Source organism: Enterobacter ludwigii, from assembly GCA_023023105.1.
Taxonomy (GTDB): Bacteria; Pseudomonadota; Gammaproteobacteria; order Enterobacterales; family Enterobacteriaceae; genus Enterobacter; species Enterobacter adelaidei.
Genome location: CP083824.1, coordinates 2,970,629 through 2,990,875 on the forward strand (window position 1 = coordinate 2,970,629; position 20,247 = coordinate 2,990,875).

18 protein-coding genes are annotated in these 20,247 nt (G+C 51.8%); all 18 read right to left on the reverse strand.

Annotation, left to right across the window (positions count from 1 at the left end; translation table 11 throughout):
- Positions 1–2: 2 nt before the first annotated feature.
- On the reverse strand, positions 3–1,106 hold the full coding sequence (locus LCD46_14460) for a DegT/DnrJ/EryC1/StrS family aminotransferase (GenBank protein ID UOY69283.1): 1,104 nt from the start codon (positions 1,104–1,106) through the stop codon (positions 3–5).
- Positions 1,103–1,567 (reverse strand): N-acetyltransferase, encoded by a 465-nt coding sequence (locus tag LCD46_14465; protein UOY72971.1) that lies wholly within the window; start codon positions 1,565–1,567, stop codon positions 1,103–1,105. The genes LCD46_14460 and LCD46_14465 overlap by 4 nt, the downstream gene beginning before the upstream one ends.
- The gene (locus LCD46_14470) at positions 1,567–1,962 is read right to left on the reverse strand and encodes an FdtA/QdtA family cupin domain-containing protein (protein UOY69284.1); all 396 of its coding nucleotides are present in this window, start codon (positions 1,960–1,962) and stop codon (positions 1,567–1,569) included. Before LCD46_14470 ends, LCD46_14465 begins: the two co-directional genes overlap by 1 nt.
- A 3-nt stretch (positions 1,963–1,965) precedes the next feature.
- On the reverse strand, positions 1,966–2,829 hold the full coding sequence (rfbA, locus tag LCD46_14475) for a glucose-1-phosphate thymidylyltransferase RfbA (protein UOY69285.1): 864 nt from the start codon (positions 2,827–2,829) through the stop codon (positions 1,966–1,968).
- Positions 2,829–3,914, reverse strand: a complete 1,086-nt coding sequence (rfbB, locus tag LCD46_14480) for a dTDP-glucose 4,6-dehydratase (protein UOY69286.1) — start codon at positions 3,912–3,914, stop codon at positions 2,829–2,831. The genes rfbA and rfbB overlap by 1 nt, the downstream gene beginning before the upstream one ends.
- Before the next feature lie 351 nt (positions 3,915–4,265).
- Positions 4,266–5,162, reverse strand: coding sequence for a GalU regulator GalF (galF, locus tag LCD46_14485; GenBank protein ID UOY69287.1), 897 nt, complete (start codon positions 5,160–5,162; stop codon positions 4,266–4,268).
- A 215-nt stretch (positions 5,163–5,377) separates the two neighbouring features.
- Positions 5,378–6,373, reverse strand: coding sequence for an NAD-dependent epimerase/dehydratase family protein (locus LCD46_14490; protein UOY69288.1), 996 nt, complete (start codon positions 6,371–6,373; stop codon positions 5,378–5,380).
- Between the two features lie 180 nt (positions 6,374–6,553).
- Positions 6,554–7,951 (reverse strand): colanic acid biosynthesis protein WcaM, encoded by a 1,398-nt coding sequence (wcaM, locus tag LCD46_14495; protein UOY69289.1) that lies wholly within the window; start codon positions 7,949–7,951, stop codon positions 6,554–6,556.
- Between the two features lie 12 nt (positions 7,952–7,963).
- The gene (gene wcaL, locus LCD46_14500; protein UOY69290.1) at positions 7,964–9,184 is read right to left on the reverse strand and encodes a colanic acid biosynthesis glycosyltransferase WcaL; all 1,221 of its coding nucleotides are present in this window, start codon (positions 9,182–9,184) and stop codon (positions 7,964–7,966) included.
- Entirely contained in the window at positions 9,181–10,461 is a 1,281-nt protein-coding gene (wcaK, locus tag LCD46_14505) for a colanic acid biosynthesis pyruvyl transferase WcaK (GenBank protein ID UOY69291.1), read from the reverse strand. The genes wcaL and wcaK overlap by 4 nt, the downstream gene beginning before the upstream one ends.
- 17 nt (positions 10,462–10,478) lie before the next feature.
- On the reverse strand, positions 10,479–11,957 hold the full coding sequence (wzxC, locus tag LCD46_14510) for a colanic acid undecaprenyl disphosphate flippase WzxC (protein ID UOY69292.1): 1,479 nt from the start codon (positions 11,955–11,957) through the stop codon (positions 10,479–10,481).
- Between the two features lies 1 nt (position 11,958).
- Positions 11,959–13,353 carry an undecaprenyl-phosphate glucose phosphotransferase gene (gene wcaJ / locus LCD46_14515; GenBank protein UOY69293.1) on the reverse strand — a complete coding sequence of 465 codons (1,395 nt, stop codon included), beginning with the start codon at positions 13,351–13,353 and terminating at the stop codon, positions 11,959–11,961.
- 46 nt (positions 13,354–13,399) lie between these two features.
- On the reverse strand, positions 13,400–14,770 hold the full coding sequence (gene cpsG / locus LCD46_14520) for a colanic acid biosynthesis phosphomannomutase CpsG (GenBank protein ID UOY69294.1): 1,371 nt from the start codon (positions 14,768–14,770) through the stop codon (positions 13,400–13,402).
- Positions 14,771–14,879: 109 nt separating this feature from the next.
- Positions 14,880–16,316 (reverse strand): mannose-1-phosphate guanyltransferase, encoded by a 1,437-nt coding sequence (gene cpsB, locus LCD46_14525; GenBank protein UOY69295.1) that lies wholly within the window; start codon positions 16,314–16,316, stop codon positions 14,880–14,882.
- Positions 16,317–16,319: 3 nt separating this feature from the next.
- Positions 16,320–17,543: a colanic acid biosynthesis fucosyltransferase WcaI gene (wcaI, locus tag LCD46_14530; protein UOY69296.1), complete on the reverse strand. Its 1,224-nt coding sequence runs from the start codon at positions 17,541–17,543 to the stop codon at positions 16,320–16,322.
- Between the two features lie 5 nt (positions 17,544–17,548).
- On the reverse strand, positions 17,549–18,142 hold the full coding sequence (locus tag LCD46_14535) for a GDP-mannose mannosyl hydrolase (GenBank protein UOY72972.1): 594 nt from the start codon (positions 18,140–18,142) through the stop codon (positions 17,549–17,551).
- 2 nt (positions 18,143–18,144) lie between these two features.
- On the reverse strand, positions 18,145–19,110 hold the full coding sequence (locus LCD46_14540; protein UOY69297.1) for a GDP-L-fucose synthase: 966 nt from the start codon (positions 19,108–19,110) through the stop codon (positions 18,145–18,147).
- Between the two features lie 2 nt (positions 19,111–19,112).
- Positions 19,113–20,234, reverse strand: coding sequence for a GDP-mannose 4,6-dehydratase (gene gmd / locus LCD46_14545; protein UOY69298.1), 1,122 nt, complete (start codon positions 20,232–20,234; stop codon positions 19,113–19,115).
- Positions 20,235–20,247 lie beyond the last annotated feature (13 nt).

A 20,247-nucleotide genomic window follows, 5' to 3' on the forward strand; every position in this document is an offset into this window, starting at 1 on the left:
GATTAGCAATTAAATTTATTTAATACATCAATGACATAACTAACTTGCTCTTCTGTAAGAGTGGGATCCATTGGTATTGAAATTACTTCACGGTGCAACTCTTCACTAAGCGGGAAACTCAAGTCTTTGAGTTCTTTATAAGCCAGTTGGCGATGAGGTGGCGTTGGATAATGAATAACGGTCTGGATATCATTATCTGTCAGGTAACGCTGAAGTGCATCCCTGTTCTTTGTCCTGATGACAAAGAGATGCCATACATGATTCTCTTCGCAGGTAATGGTTGGGAGTACTATTAATTCATTTTTAATTTCTTTTAAATAGCGATTTGCGATATTTCGTCTAATACAAATATCTTCATCCAAATAATTCAGTTTTACATTCAGGAAGGCAGCCTGAATTTCATCCAATCGACTATTTACACCTTTGAAATCATGTCTGTATTTTACTTTTGAACCATAGTTCCTCAAGTAACTTACCGTATCTGCTAATTCAGTATCATTAGTAGTTATAGCACCAGCATCTCCTAGCGCGCCAAGGTTTTTGCCAGGGTAAAAACTAAACCCGGCAGCATCACCCCAACTTCCGGCTTTTCTACCATCGATTGAAGCACCATGCGCTTGGGCACTGTCTTCCAATACTAATAGGTTATTATCTCTTGCAAAACTCATGATTTCGTCCATTGGGGAAATCAAACCATAGAGATGGACAGGGAGTATGATCCGCGTATTGGCAGTAATTTTGGATTTAATATTCTCAATTGAGAGATTATAGCTGGACTCATTTGGTTCAACTAAAACAGGCTTTAACCCTGCCTCGCTGATGGCCAGAATTGAAGCTATATAAGTATTAGCCGGGACAAGCACTTCATCATTTCTTTTTACTTTGCCCAGTTCTTGCCATGCTTTAAGAGTTAACGTCAGAGCGTCAAGCCCATTAGCAACACCTATAGCATGCTTAACGTTACAATACTTAGCGAAACTTTCCTCAAATGCATTTAATTCTGAACCTGAGATATACCATCCGCTTTCAATAACTCGTACTGCAGCTTTAATTAATTCATTATTGTAGCGTGCATTGGACTTCTGTAAATTAAGAAAATCAATCATTCTGCCTCCAAAAATTTCACGATTCTTGCTGGATTCCCTAAAACCAGAGCATTGTCAGGAACATCTTTCGTTACAACAGAACCTGCCCCAATCATACAATTGCGCCCAATCTTTACTCCAGGGAGAATAGTCGAATTTGCGCCAATCGATGAATTCTCACCAATTATAGTTTCATAAAATTGTGTATCATAATTTTTAGAACGAGGATATTTATCATTAGTAAACGCAACGCAAGGTCCAATAAATACATTGTCATGTACCCTTACGCCATCCCAGATATAAACACCTGATTTAATAGTTACTGAATTTCCAATGACAACGTCATTTTCAATAAAGCAGTTAGCACAAACATTGCAATTTTTACCAATTCTTGCCTCTTTGAGGATAACAACAAATTGCCATATATTTGTACCTTCACCAATAGATGTTGACTGGACATCACTTAGTTTATGTATAAACATCATTTTGCCGCCAATTTAAATGCATCGTAATCTCTGATATAATCAGATTCATCATATTCATTACTGGCTAAAACCATTAATACACAGTCGTCAGAAAAATCTGACATCTCCCTCCAGATTAATGAATTAACAAGTAATCCTTGAGCTGGGTTATCCAAAAGAACACTTACTCTTTCGTATCCATCATCTAGCGTAAAACGACACGATCCTCTGACAGGGACTACTAACTGTTTCAGATTTTTATGGGCATGGTAGCCTCTGACTACACCTTTTTTTGTATCAAAAATGTAATACACTCGCCTAATTTCAAAGTCTATATTCTTATCTCTTTCTAAAGAAACAAGAGCGCCCCTATCATCACCATGAACCTGTAATGGGATAAGTTGGATATTCATAATTCACCCTACTAATTTTATTAAATACTGACCATAATGATTTTTACAAAGTTGCTGGCCTCTTTCGAATAGATTTTCTTTTGTTAGCCAACCATTTCTCCAGGCGATTTCTTCAAGACAGGCAACCATCATCCCCTGCCGCTTCTGAACTGTCTCAACGAAGCTACCCGCTTCAATCAAACTATCATGGGTTCCTGTATCGAGCCAGGCAAAGCCACGCCCAAGTAGTTCCACATTCAACGCATTATTTTTTAAATACACTTCATTTACGGTAGTAATTTCAAGCTCACCTCGTGAAGAGGGTTTAATATTTTTAGCTATATTTATTACATCGTTGTCGTAAAAATATAAACCAGTCACAGCCCAATTTGACTTTGGATTTTTTGGTTTTTCTTCTATACTTAACGCTTTAAATTCTCTATCAAACTCAACGACACCAAATCTTTCAGGATCCATTACTTGGTATCCAAAGACAGTGGCACCTCGAGAACGCTCACATGCAAGTTTAAGTTTGGGAGTAAACCCTTGACCAAAGAAAATATTATCTCCAAGTACCAGACAAACGGAATCATTCCCAATAAAACTTTCACCAATAATAAATGCCTGTGCTAATCCATCCGGACTCGGTTGAATTGCATATTTGATTTCTATACCAAATTGGCTTCCATCACCGAGTAAACGGATAAAACCAGCCTGATCTTCTGGAGTGGTGATCACTAGAATATCTTTGATTCCAGCCAACATGAGCACAGAGAGGGGATAATAAATCATTGGTTTATCGTAAATAGGGAGTAACTGCTTTGATACACCCATTGTAATTGGATATAATCTGGTACCAGAACCACCAGCTAAAATAATACCTTTCATTACTTACGCTCTCTATAATTTTGCTCTATCCAGGACTGATAATTCCCGGTTTTCACGTTTTCCACCCACTGAATGTTTGCCAGATACCACTCTACTGTTTTGCGAATGCCACTTTCGAAGGTTTCTTGCGGTTTCCAACCCAATTCCCGACCAATTTTCTCAGCATCTATCGCATAACGGCGATCATGGCCAGGCCGGTCAGCAACATAAGTGATCTGGTCATGATAGGAACCTTCCTTTGGCACAATTTCATCCAGCAGAGAACAAATAGTGTGTACCACATCGAGGTTTTGCTTTTCGTTGTGACCGCCAATGTTGTAGGTTTCGCCAATTTTGCCCTGTGTCACTACGGTATAGAGTGCACGTGCATGATCCTCTACATACAACCAGTCACGGATCTGATCGCCTTTACCGTAAATTGGCAGAGTTTTACCCTCCAGCGCATTCAGAATAACCAGCGGAATCAGCTTTTCTGGGAAGTGATATGGGCCGTAGTTATTTGAACAGTTGGTGACAATCGTAGGGAAACCGTAGGTACGCAACCACGCGCGAACCAGATGGTCACTCGAGGCCTTTGATGCCGAATATGGACTGCTTGGTGCGTAAGCGGTAGTTTCCGTGAATAGAGGCAACTCGAATGATGCAGAATGCTCATCAGGATGCGGTAAATCGCCATAAACTTCATCGGTTGAAATATGATGAAAACGGAAGGCTTTCTTAGCAGCATCATCTAATGTGGACCAATACCCTCGGGCGGCTTCCAGGAGCACGTAGGTACCTACGATATTGGTTTCAATAAACGCAGCAGGGCCGCTAATAGAACGATCAACGTGGCTTTCGGCTGCAAGGTGCATTACGGCATCGGGTTTATGCTCAGCGAAGATTCGATCCATTGCTGCCTTGTCACAGATATCAGCATGCTCAAAGGCATAACGATCGCTATCGCTGACATCAATAAGTGACTCAAGGTTACCGGCATACGTCAGCTTATCCACATTGACGACTTCGTCCTGGGTATTTTTAATAATATGTCGTACAACCGCTGAGCCGATAAAACCGGCCCCGCCCGTCACAAGAATTTTCACGTTATCTGTTCCGTCTGTTGGAAATGTCTGGATACTTACGCTCTGAACCCGATCGTTTTTTGACGGTTTCAGAAATTGAGCACGCTACCGCCCCTGGCTTAACAGCTACCAGTGCACTGAGCGATGTTGGATTAAATGATTCTATTGCCTGGATTCAGGCAAAAACTGGCTTTAATTGTCGTCCTAAACGACCTCAGAAACAAGCACAAATCGCTACAAAGCTGTCGAGATTTAAACCCGATAACTCTATGTAATCATAGAATTAATAACAAAAAACGGCAGTCATCATTTGGGTTATATTTCAACACACCAAAATAATGACTGCCGCTTGTTCAAGTCGTGGCAGAAATATCAGTCGTTTGCCAGTAACTTCTCAATACGGGCCCTGAACTTCGCCCCTTCCTTCAGATTACGCAGTCCATAATTCACAAACGCCTGCATATAGCCCATTTTCTTACCACAGTCATAGCTGTCGCCAGTCATCAGCATCGCGTCAACAGACTGCTTCTTCGCCAGTTCGGCAATCGCATCAGTCAGCTGAATACGGTCCCAGGCACCTGGCTCGGTTTTTTCCAGTTCGGCCCAGATATCGGCGTTCAGCACATAGCGGCCAACCGCCATCAGATCGGAATCCAGCGTCTGTGGCTGATCCGGTTTTTCGATGAACTCAACGATGCGACTCACCTGCCCTTCTGTCTCTAGCGCTTCTTTCGTCTGGATAACAGAGTACTCAGAGAGATCGCCCTTCATGCGTTTTGCCAGCACCTGGCTGCGGCCTGTTTCATTGAAACGTGCCACCATTGCCGCCAGGTTATAACGCAGCGGATCGGCAGAAGCGGTATCAATAATGATATCCGGCAGCACAACGATGAATGGGTTATCACCCACAACCGGACGGGCACACAGAATGGAGTGGCCGAGACCCAGCGGCTGCGCCTGACGCACGTTCATAATGGTCACGCCTGGAGGACAAATAGACTGAACTTCCGCCAGCAACTGACGTTTAACACGCTGCTCAAGCAGAGCTTCGAGTTCGTAAGAGGTGTCGAAGTGGTTCTCTACCGCATTTTTGGAAGAGTGGGTAACCAGAACGATTTCTTTGATCCCTGCAGCAACAATCTCGTCGACAATGTACTGAATCATTGGTTTATCGACGATCGGCAGCATCTCTTTAGGAATGGCTTTTGTGGCCGGCAGCATATGCATGCCCAGACCTGCTACCGGAATGACTGCTTTCAAATTGATCATTATCTCTTCCACCTTAATATGGTTGACGAAGTATAAACCGTGTCAGGAAAAATGCCTGATGAAGAAAGTCTACTGCGTCAAATGCAAATCACGTTTGGCTCAGAACTCTGATTACTAAAACTCATTACGTCATAAGTGTGACCCAGAATCGTCGGAAACCCTATCAATAAAGAAGATTAAAAACGTGATTCCGACAAATCCCAGATCATCCGTTGCTACTCAGAAACAAACGTGATGTCATCTTTCTTCTCATGCACGAACTCGTACTTCAACGTACGGTCCAGTCCTTGAGATAGGGTGTAAGGCGCTTTAAAACCAGAGGTGTGCACTTTAGTTGCATCAAACTGAGTGGTGGCACAGAATTTTTTTACACGTACGGAACTAATCGCATACTTCTTGCCGGTAACTTTGCTCAGAATATCAAAGCAATAACCGCCGAGCATCCCTAAAGGATAAGGGAGATGTACTGATGGGATTTTTTTGCTCAGGCTCTTTTCTACTTCGGCAACCAGCTGATTCATATTCAGATCGGGTTTATCGACATAGTTGTATACGTCGTAACCAGGTTTGACGTTGCTCAATCGGAATTTGATAAACTCAACAATATTACCTACATAAGCCATTGACTTGTAGTTAGTTCCGGCGCCCACCATTGCGAATTTTCCACCCGCAATTTGCTTCAGAAGATTGAAGACATTGCCTCGATTGCGCTCACCAAAAATGACCGTTGGACGGATAATCGTAAGAGATCGCTCTTCAGGCGCTTTGTTGAACCATTCACGCAGTACCTCTTCCGCCTGCCACTTACTTTTGCCATAGTGGTTAAAAGGATCGTGCGGGTGAGATTCGTCAGGATTCACTTTATTGAGACCATAAACAGCAACTGAACTGGTAAAAATAATGTTCTTAACATTATTTTTTTCCATTGCTGCCAGTACATTACGTGTACCCTGTACGTTTACATCATAGTAGAGTGAAGTCGGGCTAACATCATCACGATGTTCGGCAGCTAGCAGTACCACCGTTCCGAAACTGGCAAGTGCTTGATCGAGCTGCTCCTGATTACGCACATCACCAGAAACAGTAATATCTGGATAGAAATGACTCTGCTGTTTGTCGAAGTTGGTAACATCAAACTCGGACTTAGAAATCTCGATCAAACGAGTCCCAACGAAACCGGACGCGCCAATAAACAAAACTTTATCGTTCATAAACCACTCAATGCGTTATGTGTGTTTGGCAAACCTCCGGGAGTCATGATATTCCGTGAGGTATCGCTAATGACAAGACAAATCTGGAAATTGTGGCACGGATTATAAACCCTAAAATCGCTGAGTTCAGTAACAAATTTTAGGTGTTTACGATGAGTCCGTGCTATGCCTCTTAAAAATTCACTTTCGCATTGATGGAAGCGCAAAATTCAGCCTTTCCACATTCACAACCTGCTGATCCACCCGGTCAATATCCACTGAGCTTTGCCCCTTCTCATTAACGGCTTTGATGTTCGCCAGCGACAGCAGCGTCTCGTCTTTAGCCATAAATTTGCCCCGAACGTCTTTACGCAGGTCGAAATTAATCTTCAGGGCAGGCCCCACGGCAGCTTCCTGCATAACATTGATATTTCGTAAGAAAAGATGCTGTGGCTTATTGTGCAGCTCCAGGGTAGCGCGCTGCATCTCAACGTTGGTAATCGCCACAAAAGACGTCGCGTTACCGGATGAAATTTGTACTCCGCGCAGCTTATACGCCAGCTGCCGATTATCCAGACGAATATTGTTGAGTTTGAAGTTCTGCGGAATGGACAAATAATCGCCTTTTATCACCCCGTAACCGATTAACATACCGGCACTATTGACCATATCGACATTATCAATAATGAAATTATCACAACCATAAATAGCGACGGTGGCGTTGTCTATTCCCGCCTTTTTACTGAAGTCAGGGGTTATGTTTTTGGCCTTAATATTGCGGATAACAAAATGTTTTCCGTTTTCAACGTGCACCAGCTGACGACAGTTGCTGCCGGTAATGTTGGCCACCACGAAGTTCTTGACGGTCTGCTTTTCCGGATAGTCATTATCATAGGTGCTGCCGGCAAGGCCAATGCCAATGCCCCAGTTGATCTTGCCGTTAGTGCAGTTAATGTTGTCGATGACATGGTCGGAAATCAGGATATTGCGATCGTTGATGGCCACGTTCCACTCGATCGCATCGCCCTGCAGGTGGCTAAACTTGCTGTTGGTGATGCGGGCACCGTCCACCTGATTATGGAAGCCCTGCCGCAGGATGGCGTAGTTGGCCTGACTGACAGTGATGTTGTCAATCACCAGATTGCGCATCACACTGCGGTCCTTACCGCCGATATAAATCTGCGCCACAGGACCAAAACCGCTCATCGCCAGCCCTTTAATCACGCAGTCAGAGCCGCGAACGTCCAGGGTGATATTCTCTGTACGCCCTCCGCCTTCACCGATCACTTTGCTGCCTTCCTGCAACACAAAGCGGCCGCGGCCGTTGCCGGCTAATGCCCCGCGGATCAGCAGCGTTTTACCATCGGGAATGAAAATGCCCGTATTGATGTTTTCGCAGGTGAGTCCCGCAGGTACAACGACCGTATCACCGTCGTTAAACGCCTGCTTAAAGGCGGCAATCCAGTCGTTGTTATTGTACTGATTAACAGAGACCGTCTTTCCGCTTGCCGCCCGCGCAATGCGGGACGACAGCAGCGGCGTGGCCGCCAGAACGGACAGCGAAGAGACGAAGGTGCGTCGGGTAATCTTTTTCAGCATACAACCTCGGCGTTACAGCGTTTGCAGCAGGCTCGCTAACTGGCGATTAATCACCTGCTGGTTAAAATCGATTTCAACTTTTTGTCGGGCATTGTGGAGCACAGGCTCCAGCGCCTGCTGGTCGATGTCGCTAAATGCCGCTAATCGATCGGCCAGGGCCATAGCATTATTCTCCGGCACCAGCCAGCCGGAATGGTCAGACTTAATCAGCTCCGGGATCCCGCTGTGCAGGGTAGAAACCACCGGAATACCGACGGCCATCGCCTCCATCAGCGCCACCGGAATACCTTCCATATCGCCATCAGCGCCCGTTACCGAGGGCAGCAGGAACACATCCGCCTCATCAAGCATGGCCTTGACCTCGTGGCTTGGCTTGAAGCCCGGCATCTCTACGACATCTTCCAGCTGATACTGTTCGATAAGCGTCCTCAGACGACGCTCCCACGGCCCAATCCCAAGAATGCGATAGTGGAAATCTACCCCACGCGCTTTCAGCTGGCGGCAGGCTTCGATGGCCACATGCAGACCTTTCTTCTCCGTCAAACGCGCAACAGAAATGATCTGCAGCGGTTTACCCGGCACCTTCACCGGGCGGCGGGTAAACCGCGTTAAATCCACGCCCATCCGCGAAACGGTAATTTTCTCCCCCGGACAGCCCATATTTTTCAGGCGCCCGGCCCACAGGTCGCTGATGGGCAGCATCATATCTCCGCGCCGGAAAAGCTGCTGATACTCCGGCGTGTAGTGGTTCAAAACTTCGCGGCTGGAAATGTCGATACCGTGGAAAATGGTCGCAATTTTACCGTCAATCACGCCCAGCTCGCGCAGCTTCGCGGCGGTGACGCCCGCCGGGCCAAAGTGGGCGATAAACACATCCGCACGATACGGCTGCGCCGTTTGTCCGCAGATGGCCGACAGGATCAGATTGCGAGATTCGGACCCATAGCGGGAAACATTCAGCGCCCGCCATGTCGATGCGCGATGGAATCCACGTAAAGTCTGGCTGGCGCGGTGGCGTAGCTTATTAAGCTTCCCGGACGGCTCATCCTGCAGCCAGCGGGTTTTCGCCTCCAGCCCATACTGGGTATAGGCCGCATGGGTGTTTTTGGTATCGCCCTTTTGCAGGGCGATAATCTCCACGTCATACCCCATATCGATAAACGCAGTGATTTGGTTCAGGACAAACGTTTCTGACGACAGCGGAAATTTCAGTAAGAAGAAACCAACCTTCATTTCCCCTCCCGAACGCGGTCAAGCACCGATTTCACCATCCCAATGCCCTTCTCGCGCTCGGCTTTCACCGCCACGGCCAGGCGTTCATTGATGGCAGGCAGTTGACCCAGGGTATCCCCCACCATCGCACCGAGCGAACCATCCAGCAGATGACGAATATCCACGGCCATTTCCGGCATTCCAAGCTGCTGCATTATCCCTGCAGACTTGTGCTCATAGTTGATGGCAATGGCCGGCGTACCGAAGTTCATGGAGATAATGGCCGAGTGCAGGCGCGTGCCCACCGTCAGGTCGCAGGCAGAGAGCAGCTTGCCCATCTCAAGATCGTTCAGTTCATCCATCACCACGTGATAATGGGACGGGTCATTAACCAGGCTGCGCAGATTCAGCGCCACCATGCGGTCATCTTTGTTGTAGCTGTCGATACCGGTACAGGTTGAGAGCGCCAGCACCTGGTAACCGCTGTCCAGCACACGGTTCACCACGTCGGCGAAGGCTTTCTCATACGCCGCCTGCGTCGTGCCTAAACGTTTATCGAAAGGAGCGAGCTCACGCAGGGTAATGGCGACTGTCTTCTGTTTCGCCGCCACGTCGAGCCAGTGCTGCACCGCGTAGCTTGCCTGGAAGCTGTCGTCCTGGTGATCCACCAGCCAGGCCGTGTCCACGCCGTGCTCAACTTTTGAGGTATCAATCTCGCTGCGCTTCATCATCTCAAGGCTGACCGACTCGCGCAGGATCAGGGCATCGCAGTGGCCGAAGACATAGTTTGCCAGCTGGTTAAACTGAGGGTCCTGGAATGGCCCAACGCTGTGACCAATCATAAACAGCGGCTTTTTCGCCATGAACGTACACAGCGCATGCTCAAACTGCGGCACGCCGTAGAGATCGACGAAGAACGAACCGCCGACCTGGATAATGGCGTCGTAACCCGACAGCAGACGAACGAAATCGGTAAAGCCCTGCGCGATAGAGATGTTGCGCAGCTTGCCGGTATCGGTCACGCGGGAAAGCAGCACCTGATGCTGGTAGCGACGGCGCAGGACTTTCTTCACGCGCCCCATCACGCCCGCGGCGTTGTTATGCTGTTTCATCTGGCTGTAAAGCGGGTCACCCATTACCGGGCGGTTCAGTAGCCAGGATGAACTCACCGGATAACGGCTCATCACATCCACTTCGGTCTCAGGCTTAAGGGTGTTAATTGCATCCAGTAAACCGCGCAGGATGGCGCTGTCGCCACGGTTGCCGCAGGTATGGTTGCCAAGAATTAATAATTTCATAATGGCCTCTTAAATAACTAGCCTGCGCGAAGCAGCGTTTTCATTTTTTCGTTACGGCAAAACTGGCGCTTCATCTCCACCACCAGCGCATTGCGTGAAAGCACAATCATCACGCCGAATGCCAGCACACCCGCCACTACCTGCACCGCCAGCAGCGCGGCCAGCGGCAGATGACCATTGAGGAGCACACCCAGACCGTAGCTCACCGCCAGGGTTGGCAATGAGAGATAGAACGGCAGCCACAGGCTCAGGATGTACTGACGGTAGCTGGAGCCCAGCACCGGCTTGATCATGATGAAGTAGCTCAGAACGGTATTGACGATCTGCACCAGCAGGAAGCCCAGCGTGACGCCGATGGCCCCCGCCATATGTCCGCCAACAATAATCGCCGGGATAAACAGGAAGGTTTTGAACACGTTGAACTTAAAGCTGATATCCACGCGCGCTTTTGCCATCAGCAGGGACCCAATCGGGTTCCCTACGGAGCGCAGCAGCCCCACCACGCACAGCAGCTGCAGGATCGGGATGATGCCGTTCCACTTCTCGCCAAACACCAGCGGCACGAAGTTGCTGGAAACCACCATCAGCCCCAGCAGCACCGGGAAGTTAATAATCCCCACCACGGAAAGCAGCTTGTAGAAGTTAACGCGCAGCTTCTCAGTGTCGTCCTGAATCTTGGCAAACGCCGGGAACAGGACGCGGGTGATAATCGGGTTCAGCTTCATCGGAGGAACGACCGCGACGTTGTAGGCCAGGTTGTAGCCCCCCGCCACGCTTGCGCCCAGAATACGCGCCAGCACCAGCGTTGAGAGGTTGGTGTTCACATAGTTAATGATGCTGTCCGCCGTCAGCCATGCGCCAAAACGCAGGTTGGAGGAGACGGAAGCGAGAGAGAAATGCAGCCCCGGACGGTAGATCTTGCGGCCAAAGTAGCCGAACAGCAGCGTACGCACGGCAGAGTTAACCAGGTATCCCAGAATAGCGGTCATCGCCAGCGGCCAGAAATGGGCGCTCACCACGGTGAAGGTAAAGCCCGCCAGAACGGCGCTGGTCTCAATCATGCCGATCTTGTTGAACTCCAGCTCTTTTTGCATCAGCGCGCGGAACTGCTGTCCGTGCGGGATCACCACGAAAGCAAACGACAGCGTGCGCATCAGCGGAGCGAGATCCGGGTTGTGCAGCACGCTGGCGATGCTGTCGCTCAACAGGAACACCAGCACAAACACGAAAATCCCCAGCCCCACGTTCAGCCAGTAGAGCGTGGTCAGTTCAAGATGGCTGATTTCTTTGCGCTGGATAATCGAGTTGGCGATACCAAAGTCAGACAGCGTATCGGCCAGGGCGATAATCACCAGCGAGACGGTCAGCAGGCCGAACTGGTGATTATCAATAATGCGCGCCAGCACGGTCATCTGCACCAGACCGAGGCCAATGATGACGATGGTCGCCATCGCTGACCACTTCGCCCCGCTGATGGTTTTTTCACGTAAGCTCATCTTAGTACGCCGCTTTGTTCACGAAACCTTTGAAGATGGTCAGAAAGACGATCTTGATATCGAACCAGAGACTCCATTCGCGGATGTACTCCAGGTCAAACTCAACGCGTTTTTCCATTTTTTCCAGCGTGTCGGTTTCTCCGCGCCAGCCGTTGATCTGCGCCCAGCCGGTAATGCCTGGCTTCACTTTATGGCGCAGCATGTAACCTTCAATCAGCGAGCGGTACTGTTCGTTATGCGCCACCGCATGCGGACGCGGGCCAACAATCGACATTCCACCGGTGAACACATTGATAAACTGCGGCAGCTCATCAAGAGAGGTACGGCGCAGGAAGTTACCCACGCGGGTGACGCGCGGATCGTTCTGCGTTGCCTGCGTCACCACCTTGTCATTCTCCATCACCTTCATGGAGCGGAATTTCCACACCATGATCGGCTTACCGTCCATACCGTAGCGGGTCTGGCGGAAGATGACCGGCCCCGGAGAGCTCAGCTTGACTGCCAGCGCGATGCAGCACAGCACCGGAGAGATCAGCAGCAAAATCAGCGAAGAGAGCACGATATCTTCCAGGCGCTTTAGCACGCGGTTGATACCCGACAGCGGCGTGTCGTACAGCGGTACGACCGGTACACCATTCACCTCTTCAATACGGGAGTGAAGAATGTTGAAGGTAAAGACGTCCGGGATCAGGATCACCGAACAGGTGGTATCCGCCAGCTCGCGCATCAGTTGCTTAATGCGGGATTCGTCTTTCATCTGCATGGCAATGTAGACGTTGTGAATTTTGCCGGCTTTCGCATCGTCGATAAGCTGGTCATAATTGCCGGCCCAGCCCGCAGGCACGCCGCCAGGCTTAGGTTCGTGATAAATCCCGACCACTTCAAAACCTAACCACGGCTCTTTGCGGAAGCTGTCGAGCAGCACCTGCCCCACCGGCAAATCACCGGCCACGGCGACAAAGCGACGGTTATAACCCCGGTTACGCAGCCAGCCCGCGCCAAAACGGATCAGGGAACGGCAGACCACCATGCCAACGCTGGTGAGCAGATACCAGCACAGATAGGTCACGAGGCGATTATCGAAATCATGGCTAAACGCCACCAGACCCGCGCTGAAGATCAGGCTTAAGGTCCAGTTCTGCAGCAGCAGCATCAGTTCGGTGGTCATTTTCACACCGCGCCACGAGCGGTAGAAATCCGTCATCCCGCCGATCATCTGAAACACAACCAGCGCAATCAATGCCATCAGCAGATGCATGTATAAGAACGGTAGCCCGCCGATCCGACACACCGCCCATAATCCACCGACCATGATGGTGATATCAGAAAAACGCTGCACCATAGAGATTAACGATGCATTCGTTCTCGCTCGCTCGCGTTTTTTTAGATTCGTCATCGTTGTTCCTGTTTTCGGTTCCCCCTCCCGCCGGGAGGGGCAATTTTTACTGATTCAACAGCGCCAGAATGTCCTTCGTTCGTGCTTCCATTAGCGCAGTATCCGCACGGGATTCCACGTTCAGGCGCACCACCGGCTCGGTGTTGGACGAGCGCAGGTTGAAGCGCCACTGCGGGAACGCCATGCTGATGCCGTCCGTGCGGTCAATTTCCAGCGCGTGCAGGGCAAAGTGGTGCTCCACGCGGGCAATGGCCTCGGCCGGCTGCGCCAGCTTGCTGTTAATCTCCCCGCTCGCCGGGAATGCCGCCATACGGTCACGTACCAGCTCGCCCAGCGTCTGTCCCTTCAGGCACAGCAGCTCGGTCACCAGCAGCCATGGGATCATTCCGCTGTCGCAGTAGGCAAAATCACGGAAGTAGTGGTGGGCGCTCATCTCGCCGCCGTAGATGGCGTCTTCTTCGCGCATGCGCTCTTTGATGAAGGCGTGGCCGGTTTTGGACATCACCGGCGTGCCGCCTGCCGCGGACACCACATCGACGGTGTTCCAGGAGAGACGCGGGTCGTGAATGATTTTCGCGCCCGGGTTTTTCTCAAGGAACGCTTCCGCCAGCAGGCCGACAATGTAGTAGCCCTCGATGAACTGCCCTTTCTCATCGAACAGGAAGCAGCGGTCGAAATCGCCGTCAAAGGCGATGCCCATGTCCGCGCCGTGCTCAATCACCGCGTTGCGGGTGTCGTCGCGGCACTCCGGCAGCAGCGGGTTAGGAATACCGTTCGGGAAGTTGCCGTCCGGGGTGTTGTGCACTTTGACGAAGGTCACCGGCACGTTCAGCGCCTTAAAGCGGGCTTCCAGGGCATCGACAACCGGACCGGCCGCGCCGTTACCGGAGTTAATCACCAGCTTCAGCGGCTTGAGGTTCGCCACGTTGATGTAGCCCAGCAGATGGTCGATGTACTCTTTTTGCAGATTGATTTTTTTGTAGCTGCCGCGCTTCGCGTCGTTCACCGGCGGGAAATCGTTAGCTTCCGCCAGACGCTGCACGTCGCGCAGGCCGGTGTCGCCGCTGATTGGGCGCGCGCCCTTGCGCACCAGCTTCATGCCGTTGTAGTCCATCGGGTTGTGGCTGGCCGTCACTTCGATACCGCCGTCCACGCCCAGGTGGAAGGTGGCAAAGTAAATCTCTTCGGTCCCGGAGAGACCGATATCCAGCACGTCCACGCCCGCATCCTGCAGCCCTTTCGCCAGCGCCAGCTTCAGGGACTCACTGGTCAGACGCACGTCGCCGCCCAGCACGATGGTCTGCGGTTTTAAATATTCGCCGTACGCGCGACCAATGCGCCACGCGATGTCTTCATTCAGCTCTTCGCCCAGCTTGCCGCGAATATCGTAGGCTTTAAAACAGGTTAACTTTTCCATGATGACCCCTTTTTCAGGCAACAGTCGGCCCGCCCGATTAACAGGCAAAATTGTTTTTATTCATTCGTAGGCCGGATAAGCGAAGCGCCATCCGGCGTTAAAGACGGTGTTACACGCGCCCGTAGCGGTCCTGGAAGCGCACGATATCGTCCTCTTCCAGATATGAGCCAGAACGCACTTCAATTAAGTCGAGCGGAATTTTCCCGGGGTTCTCCAGACAGTGCGTCGCCCCCAGTGGAATGTAAATGGACTCGTTTTCACCCAGCAGTTTGACTTCACCGTCAATGGTGACTTTCGCGGTACCTGCCACCACCACCCAGTGCTCGGCGCGGTGATGGTGCATCTGAACGGACAGTCCCTCACCCGGTTTCACGGTGATGCGTTTCACCTGATAACGATCGCCCGCGTCGATGGAGTCATATTTCCCCCACGGACGGTACACTTCGCGGTGAATGTGGTGTTCATGACGACCATCGGCCTTAATTTTCTCCACCACTTTTTTAACGTCCTGCACCGCGTTACGGTCGGCAATCAACACCGCGTCTTTCGTCTGCACCACCACCAGATCTTTCACGCCCACCGTGGTAACCAGCCCGGATTCAGCGTAAACGTAGCTGTTTTCCGTCTTATGGCTGATTACATCACCATGGTGGACATTTCCCTCCGGGGTGTGGGCGCTGATCTCCCAAAGCGATGACCAGGAGCCAACATCGCTCCAGCCCGCATCCATCGGTACCACGACGGCATCAGCCGTGCGTTCCATCACCGCATAGTCAATAGACTCTTCCGGGCAGGCGAGGAAAGCCTCTTCATCCACGCGGATAAAGTCGAGATCCGGGTCCACCACTGCCATCGCTTTTTCGCAGGCGTTCAGAATATCCGGGCGATATTTTTCCAGCTCTTCCAGATAGCGTCCGGCGCGGAACAGGAACATCCCACTGTTCCAGTAGTATTCACCGCTGGCGACATAGGCCTGCGCGGTTTCCAGATTCGGTTTTTCAACAAACTGCGCCACGTCAAACGCCACGCTGTCGCCTTCACCGGGCGTCACGCTGCCACGGCGAATGTAGCCATAGCCAGTTTCCGGGAGATCCGGCACGATGCCGAACGTCACCAGTTTGCCGCTCTCGGCATAAGGAATGGCCGCACGCACTGCATTGCGAAACGCCTCTTCCTGCTGAATAACGTGGTCTGCCGCCAGCACAAGCATCAGCGGGTCGCAATCCGGACTGCTGCGTTTTGCTGCCAGGGCTGCCAGGGCGATAGCAGGCGCGGTATTACGACCGGCCGGCTCCAGAATGATGTTTTCGGTGAGTTTATTCAGCTGGCGCAGTTGCTCAGCCACGATAAAACGGTGCTGTTCGTTACAAATCACCACCGGGCTTTCACACTCCACGCCATGCAGACGGTTCACCGTGGTCTGCAGCATGGTGAGATCCCCTTTCAGGCAGAGGAACTGTTTTGGATAGAGCACGCGGGACAGCGGCCACAACCGGCTACCAGAGCCACCAGCCATCACAACCGGATACAAAGTGGTTTGACTCATGATTTATCCCCGTATATCTGCAATAAATTGGCTCAACACGTTCTCTTTTTCGAGCGTGCGTTCGGCATATTCACGTGCCACCGTGTTCACTTTTGGCATGGCAAGTGCCTGTTCAATGCCGGTAACCAGCGCCGGGACCGATTCCGGCTCCACGCACACGGCAATCCCCGGATAGCTGTTACACAGCTGGCCTAATTCTGTTTCGGCTTCTGCTGTAATCACCGCGTTGCCACCCACTGCCAGAATGTTGGTCAGTTTGGACGGCAGCACCGCATCCGCCGCGCCACGCTTCTGCACAACCAGATGGCAATCGCCCATCTTCAGCAGCGCAGGCAGAGCTTCGTAGGACTGAAGCGGGAAGAATTTCACGTTGGTCAGGCCGCGTTCGCTTGCCATTTTTTCCAGCCGCGCCTTTCCACCCCCCTGCCCGACAATCACAAACATCCACGGCTGCTTGCTGAGCAACTGGGCCGCTTCAATCACGCTCTCCAGCCCCTGCTTTTCGCCGATATTGCCTGAGTAAAGAATGATTTTTTGATCATCAGGCAAACCGAGCTGGGCGCGTAGCGCCTGAGCGTCACTTTCAGTTACGTCGCGAAAACGCGCCACTTCGGACCAGTTGGGGAAAAAGATCACCTTCTGAGCCGGAACGCCCTTCTCCTGCGCTTTGTTCATCATTGAGCGCGAGATGGTCGAGACATAATCCACGTTATGCAGACCGCTACGCTCAAACGCGCTGGCGAGTTTCGCCACTTTGCCGCCTTTACTTTTGCCTGCCATCCCCAGGCCAAGCATGGCGTCCACTTCATAATCCTGAATATGCAGCAAGGTGCGCGCGCCGGAGAGTTTGCCCAGCAGGCGCATGCCTGGCGTGCAAAACAGCGTCGGCACCACACCGATGATGCGATCCGGCTTCCAACGACGTTGCGCCATCAGCGGGAAGAAACTGCTCAGGGCGAAGCTGCCAAGATGAATCAAGCGTTTCAGCGTTGACGGCTGCTTAGGCACATACAGCGGGCAGCGCCAGACGGTCGCCGCGCCCTCTTCGCGCCGGTAGCGCCAGCTTGAGTAGCGCTCGCCCACTTTCCATTCCGGGTAGTACGGCGGCGCGGTAATGACCCGCACGTCATGTCCCTGGCTCGCCATCCACTCGACCATTTCGCCGGTGTATTTCCCGATACCGGTTAGCTCCGGTGAGTAGTTGATTCCATACACTAAAATTTTCATACACTTCATCCTTCAACCTGACTCTGCGTTGGCTGCGTCTGCTCACCCCAGTCACTTGCTTCAGCAAGCTCCTGGGGATTCCCAGACTTGCCGCCTTGATTCAGGCTGAATGATTTCGTGTAACATCCCGGCACTCCGGACTGACGATCCGCAAGGAAATACGCCCGACTGTTGTCGTGGACGTTGTCGCTCGCGAGCAACGCCTCTGGCGTCTGCCAGCGGTAGTCGTCATGCTGAGCATCAGGCAGACGCAGGTCTGCCTCATGCACCTTCAGGCGGAACCCCAGCACGATGTAGTGCGTGCTGAACCCGGTGCCCGAAAAGTTATCGTCATAGAAGTGCTGCCAGACCCCGTAAAACTGGCCCGCCGCCATCGGCAGCTTAAGGCCCAGTTCTGCCAGAGTGAGACGCTCAAACGCATCGCTTAGCATCTCATCCTTCTGCACGCGCCCGCCGGGCACGAACCAGAAGCCCTGTGCAGGACGGTTGGTTCGTTTCCCCAGCAAGAACTCGCCGCGTTCGTTCTCCACAATCAAATCTATTGAGATGAGCGGAGTGGAACGAACGATCGTGGCAAAATCTTCCTGACTTAAAAACATCATTACCCCCGGAAGCGGTGCTGGTTTTCCAGGAACCACTGGTAGGTACTGGCCAGTCCCTGCTCCAGTGACACCTCGTGATACCAGCCCAACTGATGCAGACGGGTCACGTCCAGCAGTTTGCGCGGCGTGCCGTCCGGTTTCGTGGCGTCAAACACCACGCGGCCTTTGTAGCCCACCACCTGCGCGATGGTTTGCGCCAGCTCGCGGATGGTGCAGTCAATGCCGGTACCGACGTTGATGTGCGACAGCATTGGCTCGGTGTTCTCCTGCCACACTTCGCGATCCAGCTCCATCACGTGAATGCTGGCGGCCGCCATGTCGTCCACGTGCAGGAATTCACGCATTGGCGTGCCGCTACCCCACACCACCACATCCGGCGCGTTCTCGGCGGTCGCCTCGTGAAAACGACGCAGCAGCGCCGGGATCACGTGCGAGTTGCTCGGGTGGAAGTTGTCGTGCGGCCCGTACAGGTTGGTCGGCATCACCGAGCGATAGTCTCGGTTATACTGACGGTTGTAAGACTCGCACAGCTTGATCCCGGCAATCTTGGCGATGGCGTAAGGTTCGTTGGTCGCTTCCAGCGTTCCCTGCAGCAGTTCGCTTTCGGCGATGGGCTGCTTTGCCATTTTCGGGTAGATACAGGATGAGCCGAGGAACAGCAGCTTATTCACGTTGTGCAGGTGCGCCGCGTGAATGATGTTGCTCTCAATCATCATGTTCTCGTAGATGAAATCCGCCGGGTAGGTGTTGTTGGCAACAATGCCGCCCACCTTCGCCGCCGCCAGATACACCTGGTCAATGCGTTCATTTGCAAAGAAGTCCTGTACCGCACGGCTATCGAGCAGGTTTAGCTCGTCACGCGTGCGGACAACCACTTCAACGTCACCGCGCTGCTCCAGCTGGCGAACAATCGCGGAACCCACCATTCCGCGATGACCGGCGACAAAAATACGTTGTTTTGTCATTCTCAGGACTCCAGCGCGATGGCAACCTCGTAGCCATGAGACTTGAGCAGGGAGTGTTTTTTCGCTGCTTCAAGATCTTTGGCTACCATCTCGGAAACCATCTCCTGCAGAGTGGTTTCTGGTTTCCAGCCCAGCTTCTCGTGCGCTTTGGTTGGGTCGCCCAGCAAGGTTTCCACTTCAGCAGGACGGAAGTAGCGCGGGTCAACCTGAACAATTACGTCGCCCGGCTTCACGCCCGGTGCGTCATGGCCCGTCACGGAGACCACGATGCCCTTCTCTTCCACGCCGGTGCCTTCAAAGCGCAGTTTGATACCCAGCTGAGCGGCAGCCATTTCGACGAACTGACGGACGGAATACTGCACGCCGGTCGCAATGACAAAGTCTTCTGGTTTGTCCTGCTGCAGCATCATCCACTGCATTTTCACGTAGTCTTTGGCATGGCCCCAGTCACGCAGGGAGTCCATGTTGCCGAGGTGCAGGCACGATTCCAGACCCTGCGCAATGTTGGCGATAGCGCGGGTGATTTTGCGGGTCACGAAAGTTTCGCCGCGGCGCGGAGATTCGTGGTTGAACAGAATGCCGTTACAGGCGTACATGCCGTAGGATTCACGGTAGTTTACGGTGATCCAGTAGGCGTACAGTTTCGCCACCGCGTAAGGTGAACGCGGGTAGAACGGCGTGGTCTCTTTCTGAGGAATTTCCTGCACCAGACCGTACAGCTCAGAGGTAGATGCCTGGTAGAAACGGGTTTTCTTCTCAAGACCAAGGAAACGAATCGCTTCCAGAAGACGCAGGGTGCCCATGGCATCAACGTCAGCGGTGTATTCCGGGGATTCGAAAGAAACGGCTACGTGGCTCATCGCCCCCAGGTTGTACACTTCATCCGGCTGCACTTCCTGCAGAATACGGGTCAGGTTTGAGGTATCGGTCAGGTCGCCGTAGTGCAGATGGAATTTCGGGTTCGCCGCATGTGGATCCTGATAAATATGATCCACACGTTCAGTGTTGAAAGACGACGCACGACGTTTAATACCGTGCACTTCATACCCTTTTTCCAGCAGTAACTCTGCCAGGTAAGAACCATCCTGCCCGGTAACGCCGGTGATGAGAGCGACTTTAGACATGTTTATATTCCTC